Annotated in this window: 18 protein-coding genes; 4 read left to right on the top strand and 14 right to left on the bottom strand. The window is 44.1% G+C overall.

Features of this window, described 5'->3' with window-relative positions; genetic code table 11:
• The 6 genes from D1164_RS15900 to D1164_RS15875 all read right to left on the bottom strand — a co-directional run.
• Window positions 1–718 (bottom strand): DegT/DnrJ/EryC1/StrS family aminotransferase (locus D1164_RS15900; protein WP_119350885.1); only part of this gene is annotated, 718 nt, incomplete at its 3' end.
• Window positions 719–798: 80 nt separating this feature from the next.
• A complete protein-coding gene (locus D1164_RS15895) occupies window positions 799–2,178 on the bottom strand; it encodes a hypothetical protein (protein ID WP_206610905.1) in 1,380 nt (459 codons plus the stop codon).
• Between the two features lie 95 nt (window positions 2,179–2,273).
• On the bottom strand, window positions 2,274–3,572 hold the full coding sequence (locus tag D1164_RS15890) for a hypothetical protein (RefSeq protein WP_206610904.1): 1,299 nt from the start codon (window positions 3,570–3,572) through the stop codon (window positions 2,274–2,276).
• 198 nt (window positions 3,573–3,770) lie between these two features.
• Entirely contained in the window at window positions 3,771–5,513 is a 1,743-nt protein-coding gene (locus tag D1164_RS15885) for a RagB/SusD family nutrient uptake outer membrane protein (protein ID WP_119348452.1), read from the bottom strand.
• 24 nt (window positions 5,514–5,537) lie between these two features.
• Window positions 5,538–8,858: a TonB-dependent receptor gene (locus D1164_RS15880; RefSeq protein ID WP_172594321.1), complete on the bottom strand. Its 3,321-nt coding sequence runs from the start codon at window positions 8,856–8,858 to the stop codon at window positions 5,538–5,540.
• 233 nt (window positions 8,859–9,091) lie between these two features.
• Window positions 9,092–10,156 carry a FecR family protein gene (locus D1164_RS15875; RefSeq protein WP_119348450.1) on the bottom strand — a complete coding sequence of 355 codons (1,065 nt, stop codon included), beginning with the start codon at window positions 10,154–10,156 and terminating at the stop codon, window positions 9,092–9,094.
• A gap of 282 nt (window positions 10,157–10,438) precedes the next feature.
• Between D1164_RS15875 and carB the strand changes: the two genes are divergently transcribed.
• Together carB and D1164_RS15860 are read left to right on the top strand one after the other, a co-directional pair.
• On the top strand, window positions 10,439–13,636 hold the full coding sequence (gene carB / locus D1164_RS15865) for a carbamoyl-phosphate synthase large subunit (protein WP_119348448.1): 3,198 nt from the start codon (window positions 10,439–10,441) through the stop codon (window positions 13,634–13,636).
• Window positions 13,637–13,742: 106 nt separating this feature from the next.
• Window positions 13,743–14,534 carry an amidohydrolase gene (locus D1164_RS15860; protein ID WP_119348447.1) on the top strand — a complete coding sequence of 264 codons (792 nt, stop codon included), beginning with the start codon at window positions 13,743–13,745 and terminating at the stop codon, window positions 14,532–14,534.
• Between the two features lie 49 nt (window positions 14,535–14,583).
• Here the strand turns inward: D1164_RS15860 and D1164_RS15855 are convergent, their stop codons facing one another.
• The 5 genes from D1164_RS15855 to D1164_RS15835 all read right to left on the bottom strand — a co-directional run bounded on the left by D1164_RS15855 (window position 14,584) and on the right by D1164_RS15835 (window position 18,589).
• Complete coding sequence (locus tag D1164_RS15855; RefSeq protein ID WP_119348446.1) at window positions 14,584–15,366, bottom strand: MBL fold metallo-hydrolase; 783 nt, start codon at window positions 15,364–15,366, stop codon at window positions 14,584–14,586.
• Between the two features lie 8 nt (window positions 15,367–15,374).
• Entirely contained in the window at window positions 15,375–16,283 is a 909-nt protein-coding gene (locus tag D1164_RS15850; protein WP_119348445.1) for a P-loop NTPase, read from the bottom strand.
• A gap of 189 nt (window positions 16,284–16,472) precedes the next feature.
• Window positions 16,473–17,366 carry a nucleotide-binding protein gene (locus D1164_RS15845; RefSeq protein WP_241558246.1) on the bottom strand — a complete coding sequence of 298 codons (894 nt, stop codon included), beginning with the start codon at window positions 17,364–17,366 and terminating at the stop codon, window positions 16,473–16,475.
• Between the two features lie 309 nt (window positions 17,367–17,675).
• Window positions 17,676–18,017 (bottom strand): NifB/NifX family molybdenum-iron cluster-binding protein, encoded by a 342-nt coding sequence (locus D1164_RS15840; protein WP_119348443.1) that lies wholly within the window; start codon window positions 18,015–18,017, stop codon window positions 17,676–17,678.
• Window positions 18,018–18,268: 251 nt separating this feature from the next.
• Window positions 18,269–18,589 carry a NifB/NifX family molybdenum-iron cluster-binding protein gene (locus D1164_RS15835; RefSeq protein WP_119348442.1) on the bottom strand — a complete coding sequence of 107 codons (321 nt, stop codon included), beginning with the start codon at window positions 18,587–18,589 and terminating at the stop codon, window positions 18,269–18,271.
• A 227-nt stretch (window positions 18,590–18,816) separates the two neighbouring features.
• Between D1164_RS15835 and D1164_RS15830 the strand changes: the two genes are divergently transcribed.
• Complete coding sequence (locus tag D1164_RS15830) at window positions 18,817–19,020, top strand: ISAon1 family transposase N-terminal region protein (RefSeq protein WP_119348441.1); 204 nt, start codon at window positions 18,817–18,819, stop codon at window positions 19,018–19,020.
• Between the two features lie 100 nt (window positions 19,021–19,120).
• The gene (locus D1164_RS15825; RefSeq protein ID WP_119348440.1) at window positions 19,121–19,366 is read left to right on the top strand and encodes a hypothetical protein; all 246 of its coding nucleotides are present in this window, start codon (window positions 19,121–19,123) and stop codon (window positions 19,364–19,366) included.
• Between the two features lie 155 nt (window positions 19,367–19,521).
• On the opposite strand, the gene gnd is transcribed toward D1164_RS15825, so the two are convergent.
• The 3 genes from gnd to pdxB all read right to left on the bottom strand — a co-directional run bounded on the left by gnd (window position 19,522) and on the right by pdxB (window position 22,501).
• The gene (gene gnd / locus D1164_RS15820; RefSeq protein WP_119348698.1) at window positions 19,522–20,976 is read right to left on the bottom strand and encodes a decarboxylating NADP(+)-dependent phosphogluconate dehydrogenase; all 1,455 of its coding nucleotides are present in this window, start codon (window positions 20,974–20,976) and stop codon (window positions 19,522–19,524) included.
• A gap of 208 nt (window positions 20,977–21,184) precedes the next feature.
• The gene (locus D1164_RS24245) at window positions 21,185–21,328 is read right to left on the bottom strand and encodes a GIY-YIG nuclease family protein (RefSeq protein WP_206610903.1); all 144 of its coding nucleotides are present in this window, start codon (window positions 21,326–21,328) and stop codon (window positions 21,185–21,187) included.
• Between the two features lie 42 nt (window positions 21,329–21,370).
• A complete protein-coding gene (gene pdxB, locus D1164_RS15810; RefSeq protein ID WP_119348439.1) occupies window positions 21,371–22,501 on the bottom strand; it encodes a 4-phosphoerythronate dehydrogenase PdxB in 1,131 nt (376 codons plus the stop codon).

Genomic DNA, 22,501 nt, shown 5'->3' with positions numbered 1-22,501 from the left:
CACATGAGATTACTTTGGAGGACTGGTGGCTGAAACATCCGATGTCGCCAATTGAGCCAAGCATTTTACCGCGGAACTTTGCAAAGTGTGCCTGGCAGGCATCTTCAATGAGAAAGAGGTTGTACTTGCGGGCAATTTGCAGGAAGCGGTCCAAATCGGCAGGTTGCCCCATCATGTGCACCGGCATAATGGCTTTGGTATTTTTTGTAATCCTGCGTTCCACATCGTCGGGGTCTACCTGGAATGAATAACGGTCAATGTCAGCAAGCACGGGCAGTGCCCTGGCCGAAAGGATGGCGGCAATGGTACCGGGGTCGGTATAGGGAGAGGTGATTACCTCGTCGCCGGGCCCCAGTCCGAGGGCTTCCACAGCCGTGTGGAGAGCCTGGGTTCCTGAGCCCACTGCCACACAGCGGGTGACACCCATCATCCGGGCATACTCTTTTTCAAAAGTAGGTACCGTTCCGTCTTTTGACTGGATACGGCACCAAATACCGCTTTGTGTTGTTTTTTCAATGGAATCCATTACATTTTTATCGACATAGGGCCAATCGGGCCAGCTTTTATTTTGACGCACCGGGTTGCCGCCCAGGATGGCCAGCTTATTACTTGTTTTTGTTGCCCCAAATGCAGGGATACTACCTATTGCTACTGCCCCAAGGGTACTGGCAGAGACAGTCCCTACAAATTTTCTTCTGGTGAAATTTTTTGCTTTCATTTTTTTATTTTTAAGATAGTTATTTTTTAGTCATTGTTATAAATGTCAAACAAACATTTTTTACGATGGCTGTTCTCCGGTTATTGGTTTCCAAAGGGATTTTGAATTTTTACAAAATCTTCAATTTCTTTACCTTCGTGTTTAAACCTGGCCAGCGTATAAACCGTTCCGTCTTTTCCGACAGCAATTGAATTTACATAGATTGGCCTGCTACCATCTTCATAAAATATGGGCCCGTGGTCGGTGTAAGTATTGGTAGGGATGTGGAAGGTAACCAGGTGAAGGTTTTCAAGTCCGCGCGCTGCCCCCATGGCTATTTCCTCAACACCTTTCACCCTTTTCCCGTCGATGTATATGGGACCGCCGGTCAGGTAATAAATTGTTTCCCCGTCAGGGCCAAGGTCAAATCCCAGGTAGCCGTAACTAAAATAATCGAACATCCCGCTTTTTTGAGATGGTTCGGAAGTTATGCGTTGCACAATTTCGACGGTTGCTTCTTTGGGGTCGAACCGGAATAAATACCCGGAATTCCCATGGACTCCGTAAGCCACATTTTCTTCGGGGTACCAGACAATACGCCTCCAGTTGTACTGCATACTGCCGGGACGGGTGGGGTCGTATTTCCCAAAATAGTCGAGCTTCAAATCTACGCCCTCAACTTTTTTAATAGAATCCCAATCGGGATGGTAAGATAAAATGTCCCCTTCGGAGGTAGAGAAGTAAACGATCCCGTCACGTGGGTCAACCACCATGGAACGGCACAACACGCGGTAGTCTTCTCCCGGCTTCCCGGCTTCTCCGTTGGCAGATACTTTTCCGAGGTTTTTTAATTCATCTTTTTTTACATCGTAATGGAACAGGTATCCGTAAGGCCATGAAATGGAATAAATATGCTGGCGCAGGGTGTCCATTGTCATGGTTACAATGGCTTCCCCTTGTGGCAGGATGGCCAGGTCTTCAAACTTGCCGGTGGCTAAATCATAGGAAACGATATGTCCCCCGGGATATAGTTTATAACCTTCGGGCGCGTTTTGAACCATCATCTCCATGCCGTCAATCATTTCATAGTACCCGGCATGGGTAGATACATAGAGTTTTCCTTTACTTTCATAAAAATTGGAGTGAGACTTTCCCTGCGGAATGGCTTTGGCACCTGCTTCTCCACATATTTCTGTGATGTCGCCCAGGTGTTCTATTTTATCAGTTTTGGGATCGTACACGTAGTATTGTCCGCCGATATCAATCGACTGGGAGGAGAGGCAGTAGTAAACCCGTCCGTCGCTGGCAGTGGTAATGGTGTTGTAGGTGTCGTGGGCCAGTGGAAAACCTGAGTAGTAATGTTGGGCGGTTAATTGTTTTTTTTCCGTAACAGCGGAGCCGTTTGTTTCTTTTTTGTTTGAATCAACACATCCTGCCCCAAACATTATAATGGAAAGGGCAAATAAAGATATAGGTCTCATAATTTATTTATTCGTTAGCAGATAAGTAATTTGTTTATTTCAGGCTGAAATTCAGAAAGGGTTTGTTCGTTTTTTTAAGTTTTAAATTTTGATTGTCAGGGCCCGGTGTTTAAAAGTTGGTGCATTGCCTCCATCAATATGTTTTCGGATTCGGGTGTTACTTTGGAAACAACAACTTCATACCCCCGTTGCGGAAAAGCGGCAACAGTTGGAATATATCCCGGGGTGTAATCACCGTAAGCGGCCATTGTAACAAAAAGGTCTGGCCGCATTTTTTTGGCTGCCAACTGGTATTCCACAAACAGCTCTCCCGGCATAAACAGGACAGATGCATTGTTATTCAGCGAAAGACACTGGATATCAATCTTTGCCTTTCCGGATTTGTATCGTTCCACATAGATATTGTTTTTGGTAGTATCGGCAGGTAAAACAACCGGCCTTACTCCCCAGTGGATAGCATTTGCTGAAACTGGCTGCAATTCAGTGGACTCCCAGGCCCGTTTTATGCCATCAGCCAACCGTTCAGCCAGAATGAGCCTGTTTTCTTTAGCGCCGTCATTGTATTTGCCCGCACCAATATTACCGCCGGCACCGGTAAAATGAATGTGTAACGCATTGGGTACAGCGAGCTGACGAAAAAACCGGGCAATGCCGGGAAAATCAGGATTGGGTATCCCGGTGCGGTAATAGCTTTGCGGATGTGTCGCATAAAAGCTCATAACGGCTATCGGCTCTTCATCTTCCCAGAAACTTATAGCCGACACCATCGGGTCAATTACTCCCTCGGGTTCTGCCCGTAAAGCGGAATCACGACAGGTGGTGAAGCGGGGAGCCCGCACCGTATCGGTTTTCACGTCCAGGATACGCCTGTTGGAAGCCACTTTATATACTTCTGCTTCGCCCAGCCCGATGTGTGTGACCGTTCGGGTGTTTTCCAGCGAATGAACCACAGCCATTTCCAGGCGGTGAATTGCTGCAAGAACAAAATCATCTTGTATATCGCCTCTTGGTGCGTCGTGCTGATGAATGGTGTGCACTGCCACCCGCTCGGGCACTGTGCCGGCAGCCGAGGCAAGGGCACGTTTAAATTCGTCGTAACATGCATCATCAATGCCAATCCAGTCAATTGCTACCAATACAATGGGTTGCCCTGCTCCGGACAACACAACGCCTTTGGCACGCAACCCCATGTCCCACGATTGGATCATTGGATCGTAGGCCAGGTCATGACCAACTGGCGGGGTGACATCAATGTCGAATGTGGAGAGTTTTAACGGAGCGGTTTGGGCACTTCCGGACACGGGAAAACCCAAAGTCAGTCCTGCCAACGTCAAAAGAAATACATAAAGAAAACCAGCAGAGAATTTAATGTGCATGTTGTCGTATTTATTCATAACCGATAATTTAAATTTTTCTTTGTGTTAAGAAAAACAAACTCCCATTCGTTTTTCGGTACCTGCCCATCTGTTCCCGGGTTAGAATCAACTGTTTGGATTTATCCTGATTCAGGATGCATCCAAACAGTTGATACCCTCTTAAAACAATCGGCCCAGGTTTATCTGGTTTGGCCAATTGTTTCTACATCTTACGTTCTATTCGTAACCAGGGTTTTGTGGAAATTCAGCATCCACATTCAGGTCGATTTGATTTTGCGGAATAGGCCACAATACATTATGTGGTTCTATATCAGCTCCCGGAAGGACAGGGTTGTCATTGTACTTTCTAACCCTTTCTACGAGTTTGTTTGTGCGCCGCAAAATAATGAGCCTCCATTCTTCTCCATAAAGTTCCCTGGCCCTTTCATCCAGAATATAATCTATGTCTATTGCAGCTGAAGATACCGGGCTTGCATTTGCCCTGGCTCTTACCCTGTTTACATCAGCAGCGGCCAAATCCGGTTTGCTTATTCCGAGATAGGCTTCTGCACGGAGCAACAGTGTTTCTGCAAAACGCAGGGCGTACCAGTCTTTGTGAGTCCTTCCTCCACCCGCTCTGTTGGGCTGTTCGAAATAATTTAAAGGATCCAGGAATTTGGTATGTACAGGGAAGAGACATTTTGTTGTGTCTTCCAACGGATTCGGGCGGGGCGGATCATACAGGCTAAAATCGATTTTTTGTCCATGATACGCCGAGGCCGGATTATCGAAATAAATGTTTCTTTTTAGATTGTGCTCCGCATTACGGGTGTCGTTGTCCCAGTCGCTTTGCCAAATGGTATAATAAACAAGGCTGGAACCGCGCACATTAGCTGTTCCCCTACTCAATGTATCCGAATATCCGGTGTGCCTGCCATCGTAAATTGTACCCAGAATAGCCTGGTACCCGTCAGGAGTAAGTCCGATATCAAAATAACGGGGACCGAAAATATAAGCACCCTGAACAAATCCTCCGCCCTGTATGAAAGGCTCAACCTGAATAACCCACATGGCTTCTTTGTTTTCAGTCCGATTGTGATTCTCGTATCCAAAAAGATCATAGTAAGCATCTCCTGAGCCAAATATGTCTTTATCGAGGTGGTTACCGAAACGTTCGGTCATCAGGTCGTAACTAAAATTATCAACTGCTTTAGTAAGTGCATCAACAGCTAACTGAGGTTCCCCTTTTTCCAGGTATGTTTCGCCAAGATAATGCAATGCCGGTCCTTTTGTGATTCTGCCGGGCGCAGCCTCATCTCCGGGATTGGGTAAATGTTCTGATGCAAATTTGAAGTCTTCTTCCATCAGTTTATGGATTTCCGATACCGGGTCCCTGACAAAATCAGCCTTGGCCGTTTTAACCGGCTCTTTCAGAAGTGGAATATCACCATAAGTTGAAACAAGGTACCGGTATGCAAAAGCCCTGAAGAATCTTGCCTCGCCTAAATACAGATTCTTTCCGGCTTCTCCGTCCTGAAATATCCCTGCGTCCAGTTCCCCAATTTTTTCAATAAGTACATTGGCCCATTGAATAATTTGAAAGCCTGTATTCCAGGTGTCTACAACGTACCTTCTGATCGGGTTTACATCCTGGTAGCTGTTGATATAATACGTATTGTGCTGAGGGGCTTCTCCCATATAACCCAAATCACTTCCATGAACCCTCCAGCTCATCGTACCAAACTCACCAAATGAATAATAGGCTGAACGCACACGGTCGTGGAGCGCAACAATCCCCTGCACTACTCCCTGTTCTGTCAGAAAAGCATTGTCAGGAGAGAAAAAGTCAAGCGGTTTTTCCTGAAGTATATCTTCGTTACAAGAAGGCAACATTAACAGCAGGATGACTGCAGTCAATAAACACTTTTTGGTAAACGAATAAAAATATTCTTTCATCACTTTATTATTTTTTGATTTCATAATTCCTTGATTTTGGATAGAAAATTACAGACTAAGCCTTATACCAGCGATAATGTTTCTCATGAGTGGCGTATCGCTTGCTCCTGTCTCAGGATCCCAGCCCTGCCACTTCGTCCAGACGTACGGATTTTTACTGGATATATAAAACTGGCATTTCTGGAGTTTTAGGGCATCCAGTAGATTCTGTCCAAGGTTATAGGAAAGTGTAATATCCTGAAGCCTGACAAAACTTCTGCTCTGGTAAATTCCACTCTCCTGGGGAGGATTGTTATAAATTCCTGTGGTATTGGTAGTGGGGGCATCGGGCCTCCAATAGGGGTTGATCGCTGAATTATTCATCCGGTGTTGCATGTAAAAGCGTGGACTTACATTCGTCGCATTATCCGCTAAATAATATTTGTCGCCTCCCTGTATAGAATTAATAAGAAAAGTTAAACCGAAGTTTTTATATGACAAGGTATTGTTTATGCTAAACCTGTAACTTGGTGCAGCGTATCCAATAATTGTCCTGTCATAGTCCGGAGTGATCAGGCTGTCGCGGTTTTGGTCGACATATCTGAACTGCCCCGGATACCAGCCTTTTAATGGAATCTTTCCGGCAAAGAATTCTTCTTCTGTCCATACTCCCCCTGCCATTTTATAATCATAAATGGCGCTTATGGGTTCTCCGACAAACCATTGGTTTCCTATATCCGCATCATCATTTTCTCCGTAAAGCTTGGTGATTTTGTCTCTGTTAAGCGAAAATATAAAACTACTTTCCCATTTAAAATTGCCGTTATCTACATTAACCGACCTTACCTCAAGCTCAATCCCTTTGTTATTAAGGCCTCCGATATTGGCCCAAACACTGCTGTATCCCGCTGCCCGGGGAAGTTGCCTTTCAACCAGCACATCTTTCGTTTCCGCAGTATACACGTCAACTGACCCTGTTATTTTATTGTTCAGAAATCCGAAATCTACCCCAAGATTATACGATTCAGTTGTTTCCCAACCCAAATCAGCATTTCCCAAAGTGGAAGGATAAAGGCCGATAGCTGTAGCCTGGCCAAAAACATAGTATCGGGTTCCCATTCTCGATAAGCTGGAATAACGTCCGATTCCCTGGTTTCCGTTCTTCCCGTATGAAACTCTCAGCTTGGAGTAAAAATTCATGTCGCTGAAAAATGATTCATCAGAGAATACCCAGGCCAGTGAAAGAGAAGGAAAGGTTGCCCATTTTTTTTCTGCTCCAAATCCGGAGAAACCATCTTTTCGAATAGTCCCTGTAACCATGTACCTGGATTTGTAACTATAATTTAACCGGGCCATATACGAAAGGCTGTTTTCTTCCCATGCAGAAGAAGAAACGGTTGAAACCTCTCCCAACCCCATATTGTTATATCCCAGGGCCTGGTTGTCAAATCCCTCTGCATTAAGCGATGAAGCATCTCCTGTTCTGCCTTCCCTGCTGAAAAGCAACGTTGAATTCAGTTGATGGTCGCCAAAAGTCCTGGCATATGTTACAATATTATTGAGAATCCAGTCTCTGCTCCTGGAAGGATGTTTTTCTGCAAGCCCCCTGTTTGAAACTCCTGAAGGCGTATTGTAATTATGATAAGCATTGTTATCTACCTGAGTGTACATGTTGGAATAGTTAACCTCATTTGTCAATCCTTCAATCCATGGAATTTTTATTTTGGCGTTGCCAATAAGATGCAGTTGATTCCTGGTGATTGAATTGTCGATGTATGTATAAACCAGTGGGTAGGGTTGAAATAATTCCCCGCCAAGGTAAATATCGTACGAAGGTTCTCCGATAAAATTATTTACAAGGGGACTTGCAACTCTTGCATTGCCAAGGGACGCAACATTGTCGATATTTATACTTGAATTATTGTCACGCGAATTATCCATATAAGAATAGGAGGTGTTGATAGACAAGGAGAGCCAGTCATTCACTTCACTCACCAGGTTACTGCGCAGGGTAAATCTTTCATATTTATCATTTAGTTGAATTCCCTCCACATCTGTATAGGATCCTGATACAAAATAATTAACCTTTTCACCGCTTTTTCCCGAGAGGCTTAGGTTATAATTTTGCATGGGAGCTATCTGCAGCACTTCATCTACCCAGTCAATTTCATTTCCTGCCAGGTAATTGTCTTTTTCCTCCTGTGTTTTTAAGTAGGTAGCTACGAGCTCGCGGTTTGTAACATCCGGGCGGACAGGCCTTCCTGCTGCGCTTGTTGGATTTGTGGTGTACCACTGGTAAACCAGGTTTTGGTGGCTCCAGTCAACCAGCCTGACTGCAAATTCATCCGCATTCATAACCCGCATTGGGTTGTTGGTCATGTCCTGAAATCCATAATACATGTTGAATGAGACCACGGGACTTTCAGAGGTTCCTTTTTTAGTGGTAATAATCATTACACCATTGGCCGATCTGGACCCATAAACGGACGCAGCGCTGGCATCCTTAAGAATATCTATAGATTCCACATCATTGATGTTGATGTCAGCGATGGATCCATTATAAATAATTCCGTCAATAACAATAAGCGGACGGTTGCTTGCCGATAATGATGTTTGTCCCCTGACAGAAAAGGCAGGTTCGCTCCCTGCGCCGCCTCTTCCCTCAATGTTCACCCCTGCCGAGGTTCCGGCCAAAGATTGAAGAAGGTTAACGTTTGCCTGGTTTTCTTTTTGTTCCATTTCAACTCTTACAACAGAGCCCGTCAGGTCACTTTTTTTCATCGTCCCATATCCAATGGCAACTACTTCTCCCAACCCAATTGTTTCCTCCTCCATTTTTACATCTATAGTCTTTTGGTTTCCAACCGTTATTTCCTGTGCCCGCATTCCCACAAAAGAGAATTGCAGTATGGCATTCTCCGGGATATTCGTTATAGTATATTCTCCATCGGCATTGGTAACCGTTCCCTGGGTTGTTCCTTTTATTATCACCGTTACACCGGGTAAGGGTTGGTTACTGTTATCTGTAACTTTTCCGGAAACGGTGACCTGCTGCCACGCGGTACGGGAAGTATTTTCAAATACGTTAGGTGTGGATAGCACGATTAACCTGTCCCTTATGGAATACGTCACATCGGTGCCGGCAAAAACAGTTTTGAGTACCTTTTCAATATTTTGCCCTTCCAGATCAACTGAAACCTTTCGCTCCACATCAATAACTTTTTCACTGTAAACAAAAAAGTAAAACTCACTTTGCTTTTCGATGTTGGAAAGTACGTCTTCTACTTTTACATCTTCCATTTTTAAAGTGAGCTTTTTAGTTTGTGCATACGATAAGTTGGCATAAATACTGAGGGTAGATACCAATATAAGTACAAGTGTCAGCTTCATAACCATCAATAGTTTTAAAGCATGGGAGACATGAAAATTCCCCATGATCTTCTCATTAAAATTTTTCATACTTTTGTAAATGTTTTTAGTTAGAAAATACCCTGTTCCATCATACAGGGGTGTTTTTTTACGAATACCGGGGAAATGTTAGCGCATTTCCCTGTTGTTTTTTGTTAGAAGTTTACTTTCATAGGCGTTTAATTTTTTTGATTAGATACTCAATATTTTATTGGTTAATTCCTTTTTTCAATAATAATTTTTTGTTTTGAAAATGTTCCGTCGGGTAGCTGTTTACGGGGTATTTGTCTGTAGTCAATGGGGGCGGCATCTTTCAGCAATGCGAGAATATGGAATAAGGGTTCATCCACAAAGGTAGCGGTATAGGTAAATTCTTTGGCTGCTTCATCGGTTATTTCAATATCGACACTATACCACCGGCTTAGCCTGTCTGCAATCTGAACAAGGCTGTCCCGTTTGAATATGAGCTTACCGTCTTTCCACGAAATGTATTTTTCGATGTCTCCTTTCGAACTGAAAACCTCCCCTGTACCGGGTTTATAACTCACATGCTGTCCGGGCACCATAGCCCCAATGGTTTGTTTCCTTTGGGAATATGTTTTTCGCTCAAGCATCACCTTTCCTTCAATCAGGGTAGTGGCAACAATATTTTCGTCAGGGTAAGCATGCACGTTAAAAGTTGTTCCCAGTGCTTTTATATCCAGGTTTTTGGTTTTAACAATAAACGGTTTTTCGGGATTATGGGATATCTTAAAGTATCCCTCTCCGGTTAGTATAACCTCTCTTGTGTTACCTGTAAATTTTTGCGGGTATTTCAATTTACTGCCGTGGTTCAGGAAAACTTCCGATCCATCTGAAAATTGTATGAATGTTTTGGAGCCGGTAGGAGCAACTATCTCCAGAGAATCAATAGTCAAGTCTGAGTATTGGGAGTTATTCGCCGGAACCTGAGAAAGGGTGTAAATAAGAAATGCCAGAACCGGTACCAGCAAAATGGCAGCGGCTCTTGTCAGCCAGGTCGTAAACAAGACAGCCGGCTTATACGGTTTATTATAGTTCGCAATATTAATTTTGTGGTGGACCCTGTCAAGCAGAGATTGGAACGTTTCATCATCCGGCAGGTTCTCGTTTTCCTGGTATTCAATACTTTCCCATTCCCCGTAACCCCATTCTTTACTGCCAGAGCTGAGTGAGTCTTCTTTTATCCATTGTACCACCTGTTTCAACTCTTCATCTGTACAATGGTCGTTCAAAAATTTTATGAGTAATTCCTTTGTCATTTTTTTATTTAAAAAAAACCTCCCGGAAATTTCCGGGAGGTATTCCCGGTCTAACTAATCCTGCTTTGCGTAGGACAGCATTTTGTAATAGATTTGACAAGCTATACGCGCAACGGAAGAAACAGGACTATATAAAATGTGATTTTTTTAAAAAAAATATTCAGAAGGATCAAATTTATCTGAAATCGTCATTTTTTTGTCCCTACAATCGCCGTTTTTAAAAATTTAAGGGCATTTTTGTGAAAATTAAAAAAATAGGAACCATTCAAAAATTTTTGTTTTATGCCAAAAAGGGAAGATATTCATAAGATTCTTATTATCGGCTCGGGCCCTATCATTATCGGTCAGGCCTGTGAATTCGACTATTCAGGAACACAAGCCTGCAAAGCACTGCGCTCTCTCGGTTACCACATTGTATTGGTAAACTCCAATCCGGCAACCATTATGACCGACCCTGAAATGGCGGATCACACCTATATTGAGCCGCTCAACGAATATGCCCTAACGGAAATCATCAAAAAAGAACGTCCCGATGCGTTGTTGCCCAACCTGGGGGGCCAAACGGCATTGAACCTTGCCCTGCAACTGGCAAAAAAAGGAGTTCTGGATGAATACGAGGTAGAAGTGATTGGCGTAAATCTCGAAGCCATAGAAAAAGGGGAAGACCGCACGGAGTTTAAAAACTCCATGACCAGGTTAGGAATTGAGATGCCCCGAAGCAAGGCTGTTACGACGATTGATGCAGCTGAAAAAGTTGCGGATGAACTGGGGTATCCGGTGGTTATCCGACCGGCATATACAATGGGTGGAACTGGCGGCGGATTGGTATACAACGTGGAAGAACTTCGCACTGTGGCTTCCCGCGGAATTGCCGCAAGTATGGTTAATCAAATTCTGGTGGAAGAATCAGTACTGGGCTGGGAAGAGCTGGAGCTGGAAGTGGTGCGCGACGCCAAAAACCAAATGATTACTGTTTGTTTTATTGAAAATGTGGATGCCATTGGCGTACATACCGGCGATTCGTTTTGTACTGCGCCCATGCTGACTATTTCTGAGGAACTGCAAAAACGGTTGCAGGAATACTCTTACCGTATTGTAAAGGATATTGGGGTGATTGGCGGCACCAACGTTCAGTTTGCCCATGACCCAAAAACCGGTCGGGTAGTGGTGATTGAAATTAATCCGCGTACTTCGCGTTCTTCGGCTCTGGCCTCAAAAGCTACCGGTTTCCCGATTGCATTAATTTCGGCTTTGCTGGCAGGCGGACTGACCCTCGACGAAATTCCTTACTGGCGCGAAGGAACCCTTGAAAAATATACTCCCTGGGGTGAATACGTGGTGGTAAAATTTGCCAAATGGGCTTTTGAAAAATTCGACGGGTTGAAAGATAAACTCGGTACTCAAATGCAGGCCGTTGGTGAAGTAATGAGTATCGGGAAAAATTATAAAGAGGCTTTGCAAAAGGCCATCCGCTCCCTGGAAACCGGGCGATACGGCCTTGGATTTGCCAAAGATTTCCATAAAAAGTCGCTGGAAGAACTGATGCTGCTGCTGAAAGATCCTTCCAGTGAGCGCCAGTATATCATGTATGAGGCCCTGCGGAAAGGGGCAACCGTGGAAGCGTTGCATGAAAAAACGTTTATAAAAGCCTGGTTTATCGAACAGATGAAGGAGCTGGTTGAACTGGAAGAAAAAATGCTGGGCTTCAAAAACAGTGTGTTGCCTGATGAGCTTTTTATCGAGGCTAAAAAAGATGGTTTTGCCGATAAGTATCTGGCCAAACTGCTTGACATTCCTGAAAAAGAGATACGCGACCGCCGCCTGGCTCTTGGCCTCGCAGAATCGTGGGAACCGGTACCGGTAAGTGGTGCTGATGCAGCGTATTATTTTTCAACGTATAACGCACCGGACAAAGTGTCTGTCGACGACAATAAAAAAATTATGGTTCTTGGCGGTGGTCCCAACCGCATTGGTCAGGGGATTGAATTTGACTATTGTTGCGTTCATGCTGCCTTTGCCATCCGCGACACCGGTTATGAATCCATCATGGTGAACTGTAACCCGGAGACCGTGTCAACCGATTACGATACTTCTCACAAACTTTATTTTGAGCCACTGACAGTGGAAGATGTCTTGAGTATTTATGAAAAAGAAAAACCGGACGGAGTAGTGGTTCAGTTTGGAGGGCAAACGCCGCTGAACATTGCCGGGGAACTGGAAGCCAACGGCGTGAAAATAATTGGAACCAGTCCTGAAACCATTGATTTGGCTGAAGACCGCGATCGTTTCCGGAAGATCATGGAAAAGCTGGGTATTCCGCAACCGGAATCGGGGATGGCCAGCAATCTGGAGGAAGCGCTGGAAATTGCAGCCCGCGTTGGTTACCCGTTAATGGTCCGTCCTTCCTATGTTTTGGGAGGCAGGGGAATGAAAATTGTGCTCGATGAAGAGATGCTTCTTGAGTATGTTAAGGCGGCTGTGGATGTTACTCCTGACCGTCCGCTGCTTATTGATAAGTTTCTGGAAGATGCTATCGAAGCCGAAGCGGACGCTATTGCCGACGGGCACGATGCATTTGTTCCGGCTGTGATGCAGCACATCGAATATGCCGGTATTCATTCCGGTGATTCAGCCTGTGTTATTCCGCCAGTGATTATCACAGAAGAGCAGATGGAGGTCATCGAAGATTATACACGTCGTATTGCCATTGAGATGAAGGTGGTCGGCCTGATGAATATTCAGTATGCTATTTATAATGACAAGGTTTATATTTTGGAAGCCAATCCGCGGGCATCGCGTACCGTACCGCTGGTTTCAAAAATCTGCCGTATACCGATGGCAAAAATTGCCACGGAAATTATGCTGGGAAAAAAATTGTCCGATTTCAACCTGAAAAGAAAACCGTTGAAGCATTTTGGGGTGAAGGAGGCTGTCTTCCCGTTCAACATGTTCCCTGATGTGGATCCGGTACTGGGCCCTGAAATGCGTTCGACAGGAGAAGTACTGGGAATTGCTGACTCATTCGGCCTGGCATTTTTTAAATCTCAGGAGGCTACCAAAACCCCGCTTCCGTTAGAGGGAACGGTACTCGTTACTATTGGCGACCGTGACAAAGATAAGATCGTGCCGTTTGTCCGGAACTTTCAGGAAATGGGATTCAATATTGTAGCAACCGGAGGAACAAAAACATTCCTGGAAAAACATGGAATCGAAGCGCGTTTCATTAATAAAATTTACGAAAAGCGGCCCAACATTGTGGATGCCCTGGTGAATGGTGAAATCGACCTTGTTGTCAATACTCCCGCCGGGAAAATGAGCGAATACGACGATTCGTATATCCGAAAAACAGCCATTAAGTGCAATGTTCCTTATATTACCACCACTGCAGCAGCTTTTGCCGCTACGCAGGGGATTAAAGAACGCCGCAACGGAGCGTATAAGGTGAAATCATTACAGCAGTATCATCGTGAAATAGAGTGATATTCCTTTTCCAAATGATCATTATCGTTTGAAGGATAGCACTGAAACTTTTTCGATAAGTATGTTTTTCAGGTGGTTTGTCAATAAGTTTGATAAATTTGCCTGAATGGAAACGTTAAAAGTCACATTGGTACAGCCCGATATTATTTGGGAGCGTGCGACGGCAAATCTGGAGCATTATTCTGAAATGCTTGCCGATGTAGATGAAACAGATGTCATCGTTTTGCCTGAAATGTTTACCACCGGTTTTTCAATGTACCCGGAAAAGCTGAAGGAAAGCATGGCCGGACCATCGGTTGAGTGGATGAAAAACCTGGCCCGGGAGAAAAATGCAGTAGTTACAGGCAGCCTCATTATTGACGCAAATGACGAAGTTTACAACCGTTGTTTGTGGGTTTTTCCGGAAGGGAAAACGGAGTATTACGATAAGCGTCATCTGTTTACCATGAGTGGCGAACATTTGCAGTATGCGGCAGGAAGCAAAAGGTTGGTTGTTGAATACAAAGGCTGGCGGTTTTGTCCGTTGGTTTGTTATGATTTGCGTTTTCCGGTGTGGAGCCGCAACACCGTAAATTATGATGTGCTTTTGTATGTCGCCAACTGGCCCGCACCCCGTCATCATGCCTGGAAAAGCCTGCTGGTAGCTCGTGCCATTGAAAATCAGGCGTACTGTGTGGGGATAAACAGGATAGGAAAAGATGGAAATGGTCTGGACTACCAGGGAGATTCAGCGTTGGTGGATCCCAAAGGATTTGCCTCTTTTTTGGGCGAAAAGGAGCAGGTAAAAACATTTGAACTTTCGTACTCCGGTTTGCAGCAATTCCGGAAAAAATTTCCGGTTTTGGAGGACGGAGACAGTTTTACGTTGGATACACCGAATTCCCCTGCGCCGGACTGAATCATCGGGTCTCCCGGAACAGAAGATTTTATTCCGGTTGCTACCCCTTTTACAATTCCAGTATCATTCCCGTTTTCAGTTGCCGGGTGTGAAATTTATTGTAGAAAGCTGCCAGAGCGGGTAATTCCGTGCAGTGAGAAGGAAATACCTTTTCAATTTTGTTTTGTTTGAAATAATCGATAGTCAGCTGGGTTTGCTGATTCTGTTCGTTCAGGTGGAACCCTCCCAATACTGCTTTTACCTGTGAAATGCCGGTTGTTTTTTTTGCATGTTCCGTAATGTTGCAAATACCGGAGTGAGAGCAGCCTGTAATAACAATTAACTGGTTGTTGGATATTGCCGCCAGGGCCGAATCGTCAGGCACAAAGTCGTCGTTTTGGGAATCATCTGCAAAAGAAGTAGTTTGGGCTTCAAACGTATTTTTGCGTGGAACCTGACCAAGAAAGTATAAGTTTTCCGTCAGTTTTAACGGAATTTCAGTTTCAGCTAATTCGAATTTTTTTTTGAGTTCTGCTCTTGAAAGAGACAACCCTACCGGAGAGAAATCGCGTTTTCTGAAGCGCCGGATAAATGCTCCCGGGTGGCTGACCAATTTTTTATTTTGAAGGAATTGCAGCCCGTCGCCATGATCCCAGTGGCCGTGACTAAGCACAACCGTTTCTACTTCCGTTTGAATATTGATTCCCATTTGCGAAGCATTTTTCAGAAATACATCCGAGTGCCCGGTGTCGAATAATATTTTTTGGTCGTCGATTTCGATGAGGTATGAAAGGCCGTGTTCGGCGAGGAATTTTCCTCCGGCGGTATTTTCTGTTAGAACAGTTATTTTCATTGTGAATACTATTTGGCCCCGGCAGGGTTTGGAACTCTGTCAGGGGCGGTAAAAGATACTATTTTTTGCCAGATTGATTCCATCTCTTTGCTTACTTCACAATCCGGCGCGTACTCAGTAATTGTTTGGCCGCCGACCATTGCGTCAACCAGTCGCGTATCGAAAGGTATTTTGCCAAGAAGCGGAATGTCGTTTTCAGACAGAAAACGTTCAATACGGGCTGTTATTTCGGCGTTGATGTCAAATTTATTGATGAGGGCGAAAACCCGGATGCGGAATGACTGCACCAGTTCAAACAAACGGGTGGCATCGTGCAGGCCGGAAAGCGAAGGTTCAATCACAAGCAGCACGGTGCCGGTACCAGTAACGGAAGCAATCGCCGGGCAGCCGATTCCCGGAGGACCATCGTTGATGATAAAGTCTGCATGGGTTTGTACGGCAATGGCTTTGGCCCTTTTTCTGATTTCAGTAACCAGTCTTCCCGAGTTTTCTTCACCAGCTCCCATTTGTGCATGTACCAACGGACCGAATCGCGTTTGGGAAACAAACCATTTGTTGTTGTTGAACTGTAACAATGTGACTGCCTCTTCCGGACAAATGCGTTCGCACAACCGGCAGCCTTCGCATTGAAATGGGTTTACTTCTGGTACCCCCGATGCATTCAGGTGGATAGAATCAAACCGGCAATATTCCATGCACAATCCGCAGATGGAACATTTTGAAGGGTCAATTTCCGCTTTACTTCCGCTGTCAAAATCATACTTTTCCCTGATTTCGGGTTCGAAAATCAGATGCAGATCAGCAGCATCCACATCGTTATCGCAAAATACGGCATTCCCGGCCATTGATGCAATAGCCGCCGCCACGCTGGTTTTTCCGGCTCCTCCTTTCCCGCTCAGTATGGTTATTTCACGCATATCTGTCTGTACTTTTGAATAGTCAATATTTGATACTCAACTTTCAACTAGTGTAAAGTCAAACATAAATTGTCTCGTGCTGTCATTTCGAATCTGAGGTACGAAGATGAGAAATCTCAACATTTTGGCAGATTTCTCCCTGCGGTCGAAATGACATTTTGAAGTTGACATGACCTTAGTTACTCTTCTTTACAGTCCTGTTCTCCCCGGTGCCGGGCGTATAACTTTTCCGATGATTTCCCGGTAAATTTGCTCCGTTTCTTCCGGAATATTTTTCAACATTTCCCCGGAAGCATAGCACGTTGCAAATTCTTTCGAAAACGGTATTTCTCCCAATAATTCAATCTTTTTTTCTTTTAGAAATGAATAGATATCATCGGAGCCCAGGCCGGCTTTGTTTATAATTATCCCAAAAGGTTTTTTTAGCTTGCCCAATAATTCCACGGTGATTTTTAAATCGTGTAGCCCAAATGGAGTAGGCTCTGCGACCAGAATAATATAATCGGCGTCAGAAACGGTTTCCACCACCGGGCAACTGGTACCGGGCGGTGCATCGAGAATAACCACAGCGCCGTTTTGTTCTATTTCGTTTTTTAGCTTTTTTATTAACGTAGTTTGCATGGCCGAACCCACTTTCAGCCGGCCTTCCAGCAAGTTTTTGTCTGCTCCCGTTTTATGCCTTGTGATTGTCCCGACAGGAAACGGTTTTTCTGTGATAGCCTTGTGTTTACAAGCCATCAGGCAGGCGCCACAGGAATGGCACAGGCTGGCATCTACCTCGGCAAATTTTTGATTGGGGACCACTGTAATGGCGTTGAATTCGCACCATTCCACACATTCTTTGCAGAAAGTACAAGCTTCTGTGTCAATTTCAGGAATCAATTGATAAACCGTTTTCTTTCCGGTTGGCTTCAACAATGGGAAAAACAGCATATCGTTAGGTTCTTCCACATCACAATCAGCCAACACGACCTTTTTATCTGTGTGTTTCCCTATAAAGTGATAAAGATGCACCGCGACGGTTGTCTTTCCGGTTCCACCTTTTCCGCTTGCCACCGCAATTTGCATGAAATTGTCCTCCACTTTAAATTTTGAGCCTGCCGCAAAATGTTATTAAAAAACATACAAGATTTTACAAATCTTTATCCGGTTGGAAAAAAGTATTTTATTGCGTTTCCTGATGTTTTGATTTTGTGGCATTCCACTTTGTATAGTTCCATATCTTTTGGTTAATGTTTTCGGAACAGGCAACGTCAAACCAATTCGAATGGTACCATTTTCCCCTAAATCGCATAAATTTTTATTTCCTGAACATTGCCCGACTTTTTTTTCGGACAGTGGACTCAGGTAAAAGGTAAGACCCGATTGCAAATCGGGTCACCCAAAAAGGGATTAGTGGTCGCAATAGTTGGCCGAAAATTCGATGGAACTTGTCAGGTAGCCGTTAACCAGTTCTTTTGCCTGTACTTTTGGGGCACCTACAAAAACATTTACTCCCTTCTGGTTAAAAAGTTGAATGGCGCGGTTTCCCATTCCACCTGCCAGTACATCGGTTACTCCCAATTCTGCGAGCCAGCCCGGTAATACCCCTGGTTCATGAGGTGGCGGCTGGATAATCTCCTCTGAAACAATTTCTTCTCCCTGCACTTCGTGCAACGCAAAATAGGAACAATGGCCAAAGTGTGAATCCAGCACTCCGTTATTGTCAATAGGAACTGCAATTTTTTTTGTCATGTGTAATCTGTATTAAAATTTTGAATCTGATAATTGTTATAACATCCTGTAGTAAGGCACAGGGCAATAGAGACTGCCCCGTGCTTTCAAACAGTATTAATCAGGTAGTTTAACTGTTGCCTCCATGTTTTTTACGTTAGTGTTTAAAGGAAAAGCACGCCTGCCTTGCTTGTACATCCAACCCGGAAACACATAATCCCGGAATTTGTCGGGACAAAAAATTGGGGGTGTATTTTTTTTCCTTGTTTTCTTCATTTTAGATTGAGCTTTTCAATAATACCACCCACTGTGCAGGTGCCTTCGTCCATGATGACCATCTGTATTTTTAGTTTTTCGAGCAACGTTTTTGCCTTTGGCCCGAAGTCGCCCGATATTACCCGTTCGGCTCCCAGCTCAGCTACTTTCTCAGCCATTCTGGTACCAGCCCCTCCGTTGATATTTATGTTCGCATTTTCCGTAAATTCAACATTTTTTGTTTCCGTATCGTAAAGGCAAAGCCAGGCAGTACGACCAAACCTTATATCGAATTTTGACTTCAGACTATTACCGGCAGACGTGATTACTAACTTCATAGCAATAATATTTTTAGAATTGACTCGTGAGATTTCCTTTGTGCAAATTTAGGAATAATGTTGGGAATTAAAATTTTTTATTGAACTAATGTTTGAAATTTTAATGTTGGGAGAATTCAAAATGAATTGAAATAAAGAACATAAAATTCCTTATTCTATCTGTGTTAACAAGATCAATGGCTAAATATTAATTTGAGGTGCTGTGTGATCATTTGTACCTTTCGGGGATGGAAAACACCAAAGAGGTCGTGTTGGATGGGGTCGGCAATCCAATAGAGTTACAGAGTTTTCCGCTAAAAGGCAAACCGGTATATTTAAAGCTTTACCGCCGGCGTTGGAAATACAAAGGTGAAAATAAGCATTACATCAACACCTATGATTTTAATCCACAGGGAGTAAAAGCAACCAAAGAGTTTGCGTCTTTTTTTTAAGCAGCTTTTGGACAAACTCCAGACCAATACAACCCCGATACTAAAACCTGAAAATATTGGTACTGACATGGCCATTGATGAAAAATAAATAGGAGAAGAAATGCACACTGTATTGTCCAACCGTGAAACCGGTAAGATTGCTCTTCTGACCAGAAGATTAAAAGCAAAGGAACTCAGTATGCTGACTACTCATTTTGAAGGGAACGGATTTGAAGTTAAAACCATAACCCGCGACCTGTCGCACAGTTACGACTGGTTCTGCCGTACAGCCTTTCCCAATGCAGGCCACATAGCCGGCAAGTTCCAGAACTTAAGGATAATTTTTTTAATTCGCTTAGCAGCTTAACTAATTAGCGCATAAAAAACCAATGCGCACTAAGTGGTTTCAAAGTATTCGCTAAGCGTTTTCAACCGCTAAGTGTAAACAAAAAAACCGGCCTCTTAAAAGACCGGTTTCCTATATGAATTACGCGCAAAACGTTTCCAACCGTTAAGCGTATTTTAAACGTTGTAAGTTGATGACGCTGTGTCTCCACCGCGGCCTGTCCAGTTGGTATGGAAGAATTCACCGCGTGGTTTATCGGTACGTTCGTAAGTGTGGGCACCGAAATAGTCGCGTTGTGCCTGCAGCAGGTTGGCGGGCAGTCTTTCGGTACGGAATCCGTCGAAATAGCAAAGTGCCGAAGTGATTGCCGGAACGGGAATTCCATTTGACAATGCGGTTGCGCTAACCCTGCGCCAGCCTTCCTGAGCTGCTTCCACTTTTTCTTTGAAGAATGGATCAAGCAGAAGGTTAGGCAGTTCAGGATTTTTGTCGAACGCCTTTTTGATGTCGGCCAGGAATGCCGAACGAATGATACAGCCTCCGCGCCACATAAGGGCAATGCCACCGTAGTTCAGATTCCAGTTGTATTCTTTTGCGGCTTCCATCATCAGGTTGTAACCCTGTGCATAGGAGATGATTTTTGCTCCGTAAAGGGCCATTTTTATATCATTGAGGAACTGTTCACGGTCACCTTCAAATTTTGATTTCGGACCATTAATTACTTTTGAAGCCTGTACACGCAGGTCTTTTTGTGCCGACAGGCAACGGGCAAATACTGATTCGCCAATGAGCGTCAGCGGAATACCAAGATCAAGGGCTGAGATACCAGTCCATTTTCCTGTTCCTTTCTGTCCGGCTGTATCAAGGATATAATTTACGGTTTCTTCGCCATTTTCATCTTTGTAACCCAGGATGTCGCGGGTAATCTCAATAAGGTAGCTGTCGAGTTCTTCCTCATTCCATTTTTTGAATGCTTCGTGCATTTCAGCGTTGCTCATTCCCAGTAAGTCTTTCATCAACTGGTATGCTTCGGTGATAATCTGCATGTCACCGTATTCGATTCCATTATGAACCATCTTTACGAAGTGGCCGGCACCGTTTTCTCCTACCCAGTCACAGCAGGGAGAGCCGTCTTCTACTTTGGCAGCTACTGCCTGGAAAATTTCTTTCACATGAGGCCATGCATCAGGTGATCCGCCGGGCATCATTGAAGGCCCGAGCAAAGCGCCTTCTTCTCCGCCGGAAACGCCTGTCCCGATATACAGAAAACCTTTGCTTTCCACATATTCTGTGCGGCGAATGGTGTCAGGAAAGTGCGAGTTTCCACCATCGATAATAATATCACCAGGCTCCAGGTGGGGCATCACCATTTCAATAAAATCGTCAACTGGTTTACCAGCTTTCACCAGCAACATTACTTTGCGGGGCCTTTCGAGCGAAGCCACAAACTCTTCGATAGAGCGTGCGCCAATGAATTTCTTCCCGGCTCCGCGACCATCCATAAATTTGTCCACCTTTTCCACTGTCCGGTTAAACACTGCTACCGTGTAACCTTTACTTTCCATGTTCAATACCAGGTTTTCGCCCATAACGGCCAACCCGATTAATCCAATGTCAGCTAATTTTTTCATGTTATTCATTTTGATTATAATTTTTGAATTGCAAATTGTCATTCCTGCGAAAGCAGGAATCTTATCTAAATCTGCAGCCAAATCCCGCCATTCAGGATTCACCTTATTTATTAACTCATTTTTTCATTCCCGTTTCCACTTTTTTAGTCTTTTTTCTCTTTTAATTGCATCGTTAATATATCTGAAGTGTTCAAGATATACCAGTTTTTCAGCATTGTATTTCGTTGAAAATCCTTTTTTTACTGTCTTTATGTTCTTCCAGCCGTCTTTTTAAATTATTGGTCACTCCAATGTAAAGAACTTTATTCCGTTTATTAGTTACAATGTAAACGTAAAAGTTAAAATTTTTCATGGCGCCAGTTTGATGAGTTTCCTGCTTTCGCGGGAATGACAACTATTCTGAAATATGAAATCCTAATTTTAGCAATTTTAACTTTATTGTTTCTTCCACATTTTTGACTTTTATAGTGTACGTGGCAAACTCCCTTCGCACCGGGTAATCTCCCCTTAGTTTTTCAAACTGTTGCGGGTCTTCACGGAGAGCTTCATCGTCCGTCTCAATGTCATAGGTAGAAAGTATAGCTTCTGCCAGGATGGAATACTCACGCCGCTGATTGCCGTCAATATGTATAACTGTTTTTTCGGGAAGCTCTACGTTTTTCGGTTCCCAGTCGTCAATTCCCAAATTAAAAAAACGACTGATAGCCTGAACACTCATTTGGGTCCCGTTGGCTTTCCCGTCTTTGGAATAGCCTGCAATGTGGGGCGTTCCGTAATCGGCCAGTTTCTGTAATAACTCCAGATCAATGTCGGGTTCGTTTTCCCAGCAGTCAACAATACAACCGGAAACCTTTTCCGATTTTATTGCACTTTTGATTGCTTCAGTATCGAAAACCTCTCCCCGGCAGGAATTGATGAGCAGCGGCTTTTTTTCAAGGGATTGAATAAAATCATCAGTAACGAGGTGGAAGGTGGCATCTGCCCCCTTCATATTCAGCGGTACATGGAATGTAATAATGTCTGCTTCTTTTTGAATTTTTTTTATGGAAACAAATTGTTCCCCACCTTCAATCCGCTCACGTGGCGGGTCGTTCAGCAGCACTTTCATGCCAATGGTTTCGCAGAGCCTTGCCACTTTGGAGCCCACATGGCCTACTCCTACAATTCCGATGGTTTTATCTTTCAGATCAAACCGCTTTTTCATGGAGTAAGAAAACAATGCCGAGGCAATGTACTGGTTTACACTTTCCGCATTGCAGCCCGGCGCGTTGGTCCATTCAATGCCTGCCTGTTTACAGTATTCCGTATCGATATGATCATACCCAATGGTGGCGGTTGCAATAAATTTTACGTTCGACCCTTCCAGCAATTCCTGGTTGCATTTGGTGCGGGTACGGGTTACCAGTGCATCCGCATCCTTTACCACTTCGGGGGTAGTTTTGCTTCCGGGAAGGTAAACCACCTCAGCAAATGGCTCGAACGCCCCGCGGATATATGGTATTTTATCGTCGATTATAATTTTCAT

Origin of the sequence: Mariniphaga sediminis, assembly GCF_003573545.1 — a bacterium.
GTDB lineage: Bacteria > Bacteroidota > Bacteroidia > Bacteroidales > Prolixibacteraceae > Mariniphaga > Mariniphaga sediminis.
Note: the sequence above shows the minus strand (reverse complement) of the source record. Positions and strands in the feature narration are given on the sequence as shown.

Bases quoted from the DNA above. Each gene is read 5' to 3' on its own strand.
- D1164_RS15895 (WP_206610905.1), bottom strand. From the start codon at position 2,178: ATGAGACCTATATCTTTATTTGCCCTTTCCATTATAATGTTTGGGGCA.
- D1164_RS15890 (WP_206610904.1), bottom strand. From the start codon at position 3,572: ATGAATAAATACGACAACATGCACATTAAATTCTCTGCTGGTTTTCTT.
- D1164_RS15885 (WP_119348452.1), bottom strand. From the start codon at position 5,513: ATGAAATCAAAAAATAATAAAGTGATGAAAGAATATTTTTATTCGTTT.
- D1164_RS15880 (WP_172594321.1), bottom strand. From the start codon at position 8,858: ATGAAGCTGACACTTGTACTTATATTGGTATCTACCCTCAGTATTTAT.
- D1164_RS15875 (WP_119348450.1), bottom strand. From the start codon at position 10,156: ATGACAAAGGAATTACTCATAAAATTTTTGAACGACCATTGTACAGAT.
- carB (WP_119348448.1), top strand. From the start codon at position 10,439: ATGCCAAAAAGGGAAGATATTCATAAGATTCTTATTATCGGCTCGGGC.
- D1164_RS15860 (WP_119348447.1), top strand. From the start codon at position 13,743: ATGGAAACGTTAAAAGTCACATTGGTACAGCCCGATATTATTTGGGAG.
- D1164_RS15855 (WP_119348446.1), bottom strand. From the start codon at position 15,366: ATGAAAATAACTGTTCTAACAGAAAATACCGCCGGAGGAAAATTCCTC.
- D1164_RS15850 (WP_119348445.1), bottom strand. From the start codon at position 16,283: ATGCGTGAAATAACCATACTGAGCGGGAAAGGAGGAGCCGGAAAAACC.
- D1164_RS15840 (WP_119348443.1), bottom strand. From the start codon at position 18,017: ATGACAAAAAAAATTGCAGTTCCTATTGACAATAACGGAGTGCTGGAT.
- D1164_RS15835 (WP_119348442.1), bottom strand. From the start codon at position 18,589: ATGAAGTTAGTAATCACGTCTGCCGGTAATAGTCTGAAGTCAAAATTC.
- D1164_RS15830 (WP_119348441.1), top strand. From the start codon at position 18,817: ATGGAAAACACCAAAGAGGTCGTGTTGGATGGGGTCGGCAATCCAATA.
- D1164_RS15825 (WP_119348440.1), top strand. From the start codon at position 19,121: ATGCACACTGTATTGTCCAACCGTGAAACCGGTAAGATTGCTCTTCTG.
- gnd (WP_119348698.1), bottom strand. From the start codon at position 20,976: ATGAAAAAATTAGCTGACATTGGATTAATCGGGTTGGCCGTTATGGGC.
- D1164_RS24245 (WP_206610903.1), bottom strand. From the start codon at position 21,328: ATGAAAAATTTTAACTTTTACGTTTACATTGTAACTAATAAACGGAAT.
- pdxB (WP_119348439.1), bottom strand. From the start codon at position 22,501: ATGAAAATTATAATCGACGATAAAATACCATATATCCGCGGGGCGTTC.